The sequence below is a fragment of the Aliiroseovarius sp. PTFE2010 genome, assembly GCF_049943335.1.
GTDB lineage: Bacteria > Pseudomonadota > Alphaproteobacteria > Rhodobacterales > Rhodobacteraceae > JBNFVY01.
The window spans coordinates 24525-35270 of record NZ_JBNFVY010000017.1 but is presented as its reverse complement, the minus strand read 5'-3'; the positions used below and the strand labels follow the sequence as shown (position 1 = coordinate 35270).

Here is a 10746-nt window from a genome sequence, read left to right as displayed (position 1 = left end):
TTTACCTTTGGGCGCGCGCCCCCATATTTGCACCAGACCCGCACACAAGGACCCCGCCATGGATAGCGATAGCCGCGTACCCTATTGGGGGCTGCCCGACCCCTACACCCAGGGCGAATTTTACGACAACGTGCCGACCAAGCGTCTGGTCGCCTTTGTCTTCGACTGGATCATCATCGGGCTGATCACCGCGTTGCTGGTGCCGTTCACCGCCTTTACCGCGCTGTTCTATCTGCCGTTTCTGGCCATGGTGGTGGGGTTTGCGTACCGCACGATCACGATCGCCAACGGATCGGCCACGCTGGGCATGCGTCTGACCGGGATCGAATTTCGCAAGGACAACGGCGAAACCTTTGATCTGATGACGGCCGCCGCGCATACGCTGCTCTATTCGATTTTCTTTTCGATGTTCCTGCCCCAGGTTCTGTCCATCGTGCTGATGCTGACAACTGAACGCGGCCAATCCCTGCCCGACGTCATTCTGCGCACCGCTGCGATCAAGCGCGCCCGCGACTGAGGTGGGCGCCCGCGGGCCTGGGCCAAGGGTCGGTCAGGGCGGTTTGGCCGGAACGGTTAACCATTGGTCAAATCGCCGGTCACCGGGGTCTTGGCGGCGCGGGTCTGACTTGCTACCCTTTGGTCAGAAACAAACGCCCGAGTCATGCGCCACACACTTCCAATAGCGCCCCAGTTCTACGTGACGGCCCCCCAGCCCTGCCCTTATCTTGAGGGTCGGATGGAGCGAAAGCTGTTCACTGCATTACAGGGCGAAAACGCCGAAAAGCTGAACGATTCCCTGTCCAAGCAAGGGTTCCGCCGGTCACAAAACGTGCTTTATCGCCCGTCTTGCGCGGAATGCTCGGCCTGTTTTTCGGCCCGAATCCGTGTGGCTGATTTCACCCCGTCCAAAAGCCAGCGCCGCGCGTTGAAGCGAAATAGCTCTTTGCGCCGCGCGGCCACGTCGCCCTGGGCAACAGAAGCACAATACGCGCTGTTCCGCGATTATCTGGACAGCCGCCATTCCGCCGGCGGCATGGCAGATATGGACATCTTCGAATTCGCCGCAATGATCGAAGAAACCCCGATCCGCAGCCGCGTGATCGAATATACTGACAGCGAGTCGGGTGATCTGATCGCCACCTGCCTTACGGATGTCCTGGATGACGGTCTGTCGATGGTTTATTCCTTTTACGACCCGTCCCGGATCAAGGACAGCTTGGGGACCTACGTGATCCTCGATCACATCGACATTGCGCGCGAAGCTGGCCTGCCCTACGTCTACCTTGGCTATTGGGTGCCTGGATCACCAAAGATGGGGTACAAGGCCAAGTTCGACGCGCTTGAGGTTTTTGATGCCGGCGAATGGCGCGACATCGGCGACCCGTCCGACTACGACAGCGACACCCATCCGCTGAACGCCGCGCCCATCGCCGAGCAGGTCGCCCGGATCCATCTGCCCGATTCACGGCCCACGCGCAAACCCTGATCAAACTGCCGCATGCGACCGGGCGATTGGTGGGCACCAAGCGCCCCCCTTTCCCCTGCCGCGACCCAATCTGATTGACCCGATAGTCCGGCGAACCGCGCGCACAATTCTGTTCCATTCACGGCATGTGCCCCCCAAACCCAGGGGCATCCCGCGCAACATTGTCGGGCAATTGTGCGATTTGCGCCGCACGCCGGTTGGCCTGATCACGTGCCCGTGCGCGCCAATGGTCAGACGGATATTCCCGCTATCCCGGCCAACGCCTGTTGCGGGGCGGCAAGCTGTGGTGGCGGCAAAAGGGTGACGGCTCGGCAGGAGACTCGGATTCGCTCGTGCCTGCGCGAGCCGCGTGGCGGGCGTGAACACGCTGGTCACCGGCTGTCCATTGGTGCTGAGGAAGGGAAAACGGACAGGGCCCGCGCGACAGCCTCACGCGGGCCCTGCAAACCAAAATGCGCCCCGACACGGGGCGCACCGTCTACTTGGACAACAGGTTGGGGACGATGGTGACCACTTCAGGCACCAGCCACAACAGCGCCAGACCGGCCCCCTGGATGATCACAAACGGAATGACGCCGCGATAGATATGGCGCGTCGTCACCGATGGCGGGGCCACCCCGCGCAGATAGAACAGCGCAAAACCGAAGGGCGGCGTCAGGAAAGACGTTTGCAGGTTTACCGCGATCATGATGGTCACCCATTTGGGATCAAAATCCCCGCCGTAGATCACCGGCCCCACGATGGGCACCACGATGTAGATGATCTCAAGAAAATCCAGCACAAAGCCCAGGATGAACAGCACCGCCATCACGATCAGGAACACCGTGAATTCGCTGTCAAAGCTGCGCAGGAACGACTGGATGTAATGTTCACCGCCAAAGCTGATCAGCACAAGGTTCAGCAATTGCGAACCGATCAGGATCGTAAAGACCATGCTGGTGACCTTGGCCGTTTCGCGCACCACTGGCACCAGAACCGCCGTGCGCCACAGCACCCAAAATGCGTAGAAAATGCCAAACAACGCGAAATAGAACGCGGCCGATGCGGCAAAAAAGGCGATCAGATCTTCGACCGCCACGCTTTCACGAGTCATGCGCAGATCGAAATTCGCGCCCAGCAGGATCATGATGATGATCGAAAAGGCGGCGCCCAGGATCCATTTGGCGCGGGGGTTATGTTCCTCTTGCAGTTTGCGGAAGGCCGCCAGCATGATCGCCCCGCCCGCGCCCAACGCCGCGGCGGGTGTGGGGTTGGTGATCCCACCCAGGATCGAGCCGAGCACCGCGACGATCAGCACCAGGGGCGGAAAGACCACGCGAAACAATTCGTTCGCGCCAAGCAGACCGGCCGCATAACGCCCGCCATAGAGCATCAGCGCAATAGCTGGCAGCAACACCAGCAGCGCCGTTCCGGGGCTGGCCAGCGGTGACAAGAAGAGCGCATCCAGCAGCATCGCCAGAACGATCCCGCCCGCGCCAACGGCCAGCGGTGTCCAGCTGCGCGACGGGGCCACGCCCCGAGCCAGGGCGAACATGACCCCAAAGATCACAAGGATCACCATCAGCCCGGTGCCCACCGGCGCCGCCGCGGCCAGCGTATCCGCACGCGCCTGTTCGAATTGCTCGGCGGTCAGTTCGGTTGCCGCCTTGGCGCCGCCCGCGGATTGCTGGGCCTCGTACTGGGCGACGGCCAGATCCCATTTTGCCTGCCCGTGCAGCTCGATCATGGCCGCCTGGCAGGATTCGGACACGTTGGTGCGCAGGATCGGCGCTTCGGACGCTTGCGAGAATCGTGACACTGTCATGTCCTGCGACCCCGACAGGCCCACCTGCCCGGCCAGGATCGCCCCGCCGATCACCAGAACCGGCACCGCCACGAACCACAACAAGCCGTAGTTGCGGGTGATCACCTCGCCGCCGCTTGCCGCATGGCCCATCTGGACCGGCGGCGCCTTGTGCGGGTTGATGACCGCATAGAAAAACGCATAGGCGGCATAGAAAAACGCCAGCAGAACGCCCGGCAGAATTGCCGCCTGAAACAGCGTACCGACAGATACCACCGCCGCTTCGCCCAGATAGGTCAGCGCATCCGAGCAGCCGACGTCCTGCGCGCGGGTCTCTTGCGCGGTGGCATAAAGGTCTCCGGCCAAGGTACCGAGCAGCACGATCACGATGGATGGTGGAATGATCTGCCCCAGCGTGCCGGACGCGGCGATCACCCCGGTGGACAGTTCCGGCGAATAGCCGTTGCGCAACATGGTCGGCAGGCTGAGCAGGCCCATGGTGACCACCGTGGCGCCCACGATCCCGGTCGATGCCGCAAGGAAAGCCCCCACAACCACCACCGACACCGCCAGACCGCCCGGCAGCGGTCCAAAGACGCGCGCCATCGAGGTCAACAGTTCGTTGGCGATTTTCGAGCGTTCCAGCGTGATCCCCATCATCACGAACATCAGCACCGCCAACAGGGTTTCGATCGACGCGCCGGCAAACACCCGTTCGTTCATACGGTTCACGATGAACGACAGGTTGGTGTCCATCGCGTGCTCCCACCCGCGCGGGAACAGCGGCATTTCGGTCACCGGAAGTTCGGGGTATCGGAAATGACTGATCCGCAGCGGCGTTTCACCGCTGGCGATCAAGTCGCGATAGGCCTGACTGCCCTGGTCAATCGCCTGGTGCACCAACAGGCCCGCCCCATCGAGCGCGGCAATGATGCCGAAGGAAATGATACCCGCCCCGCCGATGGCAAAGGCCACGGGAAATCCCGACAAGATCCCCGCGAACAGGCAAAGAAACATGATGATGAGGCTGATTTCGACGCCGTCCAAACCGAAAAGCATGTGTATTGTTCCCTAGCCCTAGTGGGTGCCTTCGTAGGCTTCTTCGCCCGCGCCCAGCGTGTCGCCGTCATGGTATTTGCCGATCGCCTCTTCGCCTTCGCGCCATTCCAGGTACGACCGGTAAAAGAACGCGATGGCCTGCAGGATCACCAGCGCAACAAAGGCCAGCATCAGTATCTTGAACAGGAAATACCCGTTGAATCCGTTCGGCGAAAACCCGATGGTTTCCACATTCCATTTCACGATTTTCGATTTGCGCAGCATCAGGTCCAGCTTGTCTGATGCAGACACCTTGGGCGTGATCAAGTGCCGCCACAGGAAGAACCAGGCGTACATCCAGGTCAGCAAGGCCACGGGCAACATGAAAAAGAGCGATCCGAACATGTCGATCATGCGCTTGGCGCGGTGCCCGACGGCCGAATAGACCAGATCGACCCGCACATGCCCGCCCTGCACAAAGGTATAGCTGACACACAGTGCCACCACCGCCGCATTCCACAACTTCAACCCTTCCGAATACCAGCCGACCGACTGGGTAAAGCCGATACCGAAGGGGGACAGCGTAATTTCACCCAACCGAAAGATCGACTGCAGAAAGACGACGACGATCTGTTGCACCACCATGATCAGGCCGGCCCAGGCAGCAATCCGACCCACCCAATTGGCGAACCCTTCCAGCGCGCGCACCACGCCCCACAAAAAGGGGCGCCAAACCAGCCCGGCGATCGTGACAACGATCACCACATCGAAGAACGCAAAGAGAAGCTCTTTCGACCCGCCATAATAAATGAACCGCATCAGCGCTTCTTTGTCCGACCAGTTCAGCCAAAGCTCTGGGTGTGTGATGGCATAAGCGATGTGGTAAAAGCCGAGTGCCAGGTTCGTTACCAGCGCGATCAAAGCGTCCAGCATCGAGCGTCCCCTTCTCGATATTCAAGGGGTTGCGCACCAGACAGCGCGCAACCCCGCGGTTCATGGTCCCGAAGGGCCGGTTACATTTGCGACAGAACGCGGGTGCGCTGCGCGGTATAGACCGAATCCGTCCGCACGGCCCAGCCTGCAGTTTCACGCATGGCACTTTGGGCGGACTCGTGGATTTTGGCGAAGATTTCGTCGTCGGTGAACCCGTTCAGAACCTCAAGCGACGCTTGGCCGAACGCGTCCCAGACGTCATCCGTGAACTCATGTTCCTGCACGCCCGCATTCAGCAGACGCGTCAGAGCCGGCGCGTTGTTGGACATGAACAGCGCGTAGTTGTGCTGATGCGCATCGGCGGCGGCCACTTCGATGGCGCGCTGATGCGCCTTGGACAGGCCGTTGAACCGTTCGGAATTGACGGCAATCGACAGGGCAGCGCCCGGTTCGTGGAAACCGGCGGGGTAGTAGTGGCCGCAGACTTCCTGCAGGCCCAGCTTTTCGTCCGACCACGGGCCGATCCATTCGGTGCCGTCCAGCGCGCCGGTCGACAAGGCCTGGTAAATTTCGCCGCCCGGAAGCACCTGTACCGATGTGCCCAGCTTGGCCAGCGCCTGGCCGCCCAGGCCCGGCATGCGGAATTTCAGCCCCTGGAAATCGTCAACCGAGGCCACTTCCTTGCGGAACCACCCGCCCCCTTGCGCGCCGGTCTGGCCCGCCAGGAATGAGGTCAGGCCAAAGATTTCGCCCAGCTCGTGGTGCAGCGCCTTGCCGCCCTTGCCGTAATACCAAACCATGGTTTCCGGCGCGGTCATGCCAAAGGGCACGGCAGCAAAATAGGCAAAGGCCGGATGCTGACCGACAAAGTAATAATCGGCGCCGTGATACATGTCGGCCTGACCGGCCGTCACCGCGTCAAAGACTTCCAGCGCGCCCACCAGTTCGCCCGCGCCCTTGGCGTCGATGGTCAGCGATCCATCGGTAATGTCGGCGACATTGTTGGAAAAGCGTTCAACCGAATCCCACACACCGGCCAGCCCGCGCGGCCAGGTGGTGACCATGGTCAGCACTTCCTTGCCCTGTGCGATGGCCGGTGCGGCCAGCGATGTGGCGGCAGCAGCGGTCCCGCCAAGCGCGGAATTTCTCAGAAACGAACGACGATCCATGCGTTATCCTCCCAGATCAAATGAGCCCGCCCCGCGGGCAAACGTATCGCGTAATCTGGGAACACTAACGGCAGCGCGCGGGCAAATAAATACCAATAATTGCGCAGAGCGGCGCCCAAATGCGCATCTTGATTGGATTTTTGCGCCAAAACCGGGCCGCGCGTGCGAATTGGCGCGACCGCCGCGGCCCGGCCCCTGCAATGGTGCACATCGCGGTCCTGTCGGTGCACGCCAGCGCACAGTATATCCCTGTATACCCCTGTATATCGCGGCCGCGTTCAGCCCCGCTTCAGCCCCGGTCGCGCGGATTCGCAAAAACCGGCGATGGGGCGCGCGCAATCGATCATGCCGATTCCGGGGCAAAGCCAACTGGGTCGTGGCCAATGCGCTGGATCAACCGGTCCTTGCCTGCCGCGCGCGTGATTGCTGCCGCGCGCGTGCCTGCCGCGCGCGTGATTGCTGCCGCGCGCGTAAACACCTGACGCTCAACGCGCCTGGAGATGATAGATCAACGCCATCACGGTGCCGCCCAGCCCCTCTTCGACCATGTGAACCAGGGTGTGGAGCAGCACCGGCGCAATCGGCTCACCCGCGCCTGCGCCCGTCAACAGCGCGTGAGGAAAGCTCCAGATGATGCCACCATAAACGCCGATCCGCAGCCCGGCGATTACTGTGCGCCGGTCTTCGGGCAGCAGGCTGTAGACCCGCGCGAAGATCGAAGCCAGAATGGCAAAGGCCAGAAAAGTCAGGCTCAGCGACTTGGCACTCAGATGCGTCCCGGTTCCGTTCAGCAGCCCCGGCCCCAGGTCATTGTGCCAAAATCCGGCGAAGATCCACATGACCGTCGCCGCCGCGAAAGTGCCAAGAGCCAAACGGATCTTGGCCGAAATGGGTTCAGCCATCGTGCTCTCCTCTCCGGTCTGCGGATGTCGTTCAGCCAAACGCGCGGCGCGGGGGGCGCCCGGGCGCACTCGGCGACGCCGGTGGTGATCGTTGTTCTTGGCCGGGCCGGATCGGTTCGCCCCGGGCCTGCGTCACGAAACCAACATCTTTGCCCTCGGCGGGGCAACATGTCCTTTTCGGCAGTTTGGCGAAAGTTCGCTGGGGCGTGACCGCGTGAAACGGCCCGAAATTGGCTCATATTGCGGGGCCTGACCGCCCTGCGCAATAAATGCAAAGATTTTGGGGTATCAAAGACAACTTTTTCCTGATTTCTTGGTTGACGCCAATTTGTGGCAACCCTAATGTCGCCCGCACCACGTATGAGGAGCCCTTGGGCATGACGATGATCGTCGTACTTGTAGGATTGATGCGCATGGGCCGGTGACGGTTGACCATTCCGGTTCCCATGCGCCCCCGAAATCCGGGGGCTTTTTTATGCGCCGCGAGACATGAGACGGAGAGCAAAATGACACGGGCAATGACCGGCGCCAAGATGATCGTCCAGGCCTTGATCGATCAGGGCGTGGACACCGTATTCGGATACCCCGGCGGCGCTGTGCTGCCGATCTATGACGAGATTTTCCAGCAAAACCACATCAAGCATATTCTTGTCCGTCACGAACAGGGCGCGGTGCATGCCGCCGAAGGGTACGCGCGCAGCACCGGCAAGCCCGGCGTGGTTCTGGTGACATCGGGCCCGGGCGCGACGAACGCGGTGACCGGCCTGACCGACGCGCTGCTTGACAGCATTCCGCTGGTTGTTCTGACCGGACAGGTGCCGACGTTCCTGATCGGCACCGACGGGTTTCAAGAGGCCGACACCGTCGGGATCACCCGCCCCTGCACCAAGCATAACTGGCTGGTGTCAGACACTGAAAAGCTGGCCGACACGATCCATCAGGCGTTCCATGTCGCCACCTCGGGCCGCCCCGGCCCGGTTCTGGTTGATATTCCCAAGGACGTGCAGTTCGCCGAGGCCGATTATATCGCCCCGCAAAAGGCCAAGACGTCGCATTACCAGCCCAAGCTGAAAGCCGGGATCGAAGAAATCACCGACCTGGTCGCCCTGATCGAAAAGGCTGAGCGCCCGATCTTTTACACCGGCGGCGGCGTGATCAATTCCGGGCCCGCGGCCAGCCAGCTGCTGCGCGAACTGGTCAATGCCACGGGTTTTCCGATCACCAGCACCCTGATGGGGCTGGGCGCCTATCCCGCATCGGGCGAACACTGGTTGGGCATGTTGGGCATGCACGGGCTCTACGAAGCCAACATGGCGATGCACGACTGCGATTTGATGATCAATATCGGCGCGCGCTTTGACGACCGCATCACCGGGCGCACGCAGGATTTTTCGCCCGGGTCCAAAAAGGTGCACATCGACATTGACCCCAGCTCGATCAACAAGATCATCCGGGTGGACCTGCCGGTGATCGGCGATGTCGGCCACGTTCTAGAGGACGTGTTGCGGGTGTGGAAATCGCGCGGGCGCAAGTGTCAGACCGAAGCCGTCAAAAGCTGGTGGGAAACCATCGCGAAATGGAGAGACGTGCGCTGCCTGACCTACACCAATTCAGACGTGACGATCAAACCGCAATACGCGCTGGAACGTCTGGAAGCGCTGACCAAGGGCATGGACCGCTATATCACGACCGAGGTCGGCCAGCACCAGATGTGGGCGGCGCAGTACCTGCAATTTGACGAACCGAACCGCTGGATGACTTCGGGCGGTCTGGGCACCATGGGCTATGGCTTTCCCGCGTCGATCGGCGTGCAGATGGCCCACCCCGACGCGTTGGTGGTCAATGTGGCCGGCGAAGCCAGCTGGATGATGAACATGCAGGAAATGGGCACGGCGGTGCAGTATCACCTGCCGGTCAAACAGTTCATCCTGAACAACGAACGGCTGGGCATGGTGCGCCAGTGGCAGCAGTTGCTGCACGGCGAACGGTATTCGTCGTCGTGGTCCGAAGCCCTGCCCGATTTCGTCAAGCTGGCCGAAGCCTTTGGCGCCAAAGGCATCATCTGCAAGGATCCAAAGGATCTGGACGACGCGATCAACGAGATGATCAAGCACGACGGGCCGGTGATCTTTGATTGCCTTGTCGAAAAGCACGAAAACTGCTTCCCGATGATCCCCTCGGGCAAGCCGCATAACGAAATGCTCCTGTCCGCCGAGGCCGAGGCCTTTGACGGCGGTGGCGCGTTGGTCTGAAGGAACGCATCATGTCTGCTTTGAAAATCGAAAAAGGCTCGTCCAGCCATTCCGCCTATGACCTGCGCGACCCGAATGCCGATATCGTCGAACGCCATACGCTGGCCGTTCTGGTGGAAAACGAACCGGGCGTGCTGGCCCGCGTGATCGGCCTGTTCTCGGGGCGCGGGTTCAACATCGAAAGCCTGACCGTGGCCGAAGTCGACCACACCGGTCACCGCTCGCGTATCACCGTCGTGACCTCGGGAACGCCCGCGATCATCGAACAGATCAAGGCCCAGCTGGGGCGGATCGTGGTGGTGCACGAGGTGCATGACCTGACCGTCGAAGGGCCCAGCGTGGAACGCGAACTGGGCCTGTTCAAGGTGTCCGGCACGGGCGAGCAGCGGATCGAGGCCCTGCGCCTGGCCGAAATTTTCCGCGCGAACGTGGTCGACAGTACGCTGACAAGCTTCATCTTCGAAATCACCGGGGCGCCGGACAAGATCGACGCCTTTGCCGACCTGATGCGCCCGCTTGGACTGAACGAAGTGGCGCGCACGGGCGTCGCGGCGCTCAGCCGTGGCGAGACTTGAGATAGCTCGCCGGAGCGGCCGTGTGCTGGTCCGGGTCCCCGCCGCTCATGAGGTTGCGGACCGGCACGGGGACGTCTTCTAGAAATTTGAAGCCCAGGCGCGGGCGTGCGGCAAATGCCGCCGCTTTCGTGTTGCCCAGTCTTTCAAAAGCGCAATTGCGGCCCACGCGTGCCATGACGCCACTGTCACTTGAGGCCATGAACCGCCCCTTGAAAAAGCGTTGCGTTGCCAGGAACCCGACGTCGACATAGACGGTGACGATCAAGCCTGCGTCCGGCACAAGCGAAAAGAAAGCCACCCCGGATGAATGTTGCATCACCAGGGACGAGACGCGCCGTTTCGTGTTGGGCACACCCAGACGTTCCGCCATGCTGAGCGGCAGGTTGAATTGCGCCGTTGTCATCCCGTCGCCGCCGCGCGTGACCCGCTGAAGGATCACGGCGACCACGTCGGTCGCGCTTTCAGGCAACAGATAGAACAAGTAAAATCCGTCAGAAAAGCTGCGCGGATCGACCGTCAGAATTCCCGTTTCGTGTATATTCTCAATTAGCCGTTTTTCGGCTTCCATTTCCGGGAAAGCGGCGCTTTGATTGACAATGTCAACCGGT

General features: G+C 61.3%; 9 protein-coding genes. 4 read left to right on the top strand and 5 right to left on the bottom strand.

Features of this window, described 5'->3' with window-relative positions; translation table 11 throughout:
• Positions 1–58: 58 nt before the first annotated feature.
• Both ACP2AV_RS15230 and ACP2AV_RS15225 read left to right on the top strand, forming a co-directional pair.
• On the top strand, positions 59–517 hold the full coding sequence (locus ACP2AV_RS15230) for an RDD family protein (protein ID WP_426373632.1): 459 nt from the start codon (positions 59–61) through the stop codon (positions 515–517).
• A 144-nt stretch (positions 518–661) separates the two neighbouring features.
• A complete protein-coding gene (locus tag ACP2AV_RS15225; protein ID WP_426373631.1) occupies positions 662–1486 on the top strand; it encodes an arginyltransferase in 825 nt (274 codons plus the stop codon).
• A gap of 478 nt (positions 1487–1964) precedes the next feature.
• Here the strand turns inward: ACP2AV_RS15225 and ACP2AV_RS15220 are convergent, their stop codons facing one another.
• From ACP2AV_RS15220 to ACP2AV_RS15205, 4 genes are all read right to left on the bottom strand, one after another.
• A complete protein-coding gene (locus ACP2AV_RS15220; RefSeq protein ID WP_426373630.1) occupies positions 1965–4328 on the bottom strand; it encodes a TRAP transporter large permease in 2364 nt (787 codons plus the stop codon).
• Between the two features lie 18 nt (positions 4329–4346).
• Positions 4347–5240, bottom strand: a complete 894-nt coding sequence (locus tag ACP2AV_RS15215) for a TRAP transporter small permease subunit (protein ID WP_426373629.1) — start codon at positions 5238–5240, stop codon at positions 4347–4349.
• A gap of 80 nt (positions 5241–5320) precedes the next feature.
• Positions 5321–6409 carry a TRAP transporter substrate-binding protein gene (locus ACP2AV_RS15210; RefSeq protein ID WP_426373628.1) on the bottom strand — a complete coding sequence of 363 codons (1089 nt, stop codon included), beginning with the start codon at positions 6407–6409 and terminating at the stop codon, positions 5321–5323.
• A gap of 485 nt (positions 6410–6894) precedes the next feature.
• Positions 6895–7311: a hypothetical protein gene (locus ACP2AV_RS15205; RefSeq protein ID WP_426373627.1), complete on the bottom strand. Its 417-nt coding sequence runs from the start codon at positions 7309–7311 to the stop codon at positions 6895–6897.
• 506 nt (positions 7312–7817) lie between these two features.
• On the opposite strand from ACP2AV_RS15205, the gene ACP2AV_RS15200 reads away from it, so the two are divergent.
• Both ACP2AV_RS15200 and ilvN read left to right on the top strand, forming a co-directional pair.
• Positions 7818–9563, top strand: a complete 1746-nt coding sequence (locus ACP2AV_RS15200; RefSeq protein ID WP_426373626.1) for an acetolactate synthase 3 large subunit — start codon at positions 7818–7820, stop codon at positions 9561–9563.
• An 11-nt stretch (positions 9564–9574) separates the two neighbouring features.
• Entirely contained in the window at positions 9575–10138 is a 564-nt protein-coding gene (gene ilvN / locus ACP2AV_RS15195) for an acetolactate synthase small subunit (RefSeq protein ID WP_426373625.1), read from the top strand.
• Here the strand turns inward: ilvN and ACP2AV_RS15190 are convergent.
• Complete coding sequence (locus ACP2AV_RS15190; protein WP_426373633.1) at positions 10119–10706, bottom strand: hypothetical protein; 588 nt, start codon at positions 10704–10706, stop codon at positions 10119–10121. The two genes, ilvN and ACP2AV_RS15190, sit on opposite strands and share 20 nt — an antisense overlap.
• Positions 10707–10746 lie beyond the last annotated feature (40 nt).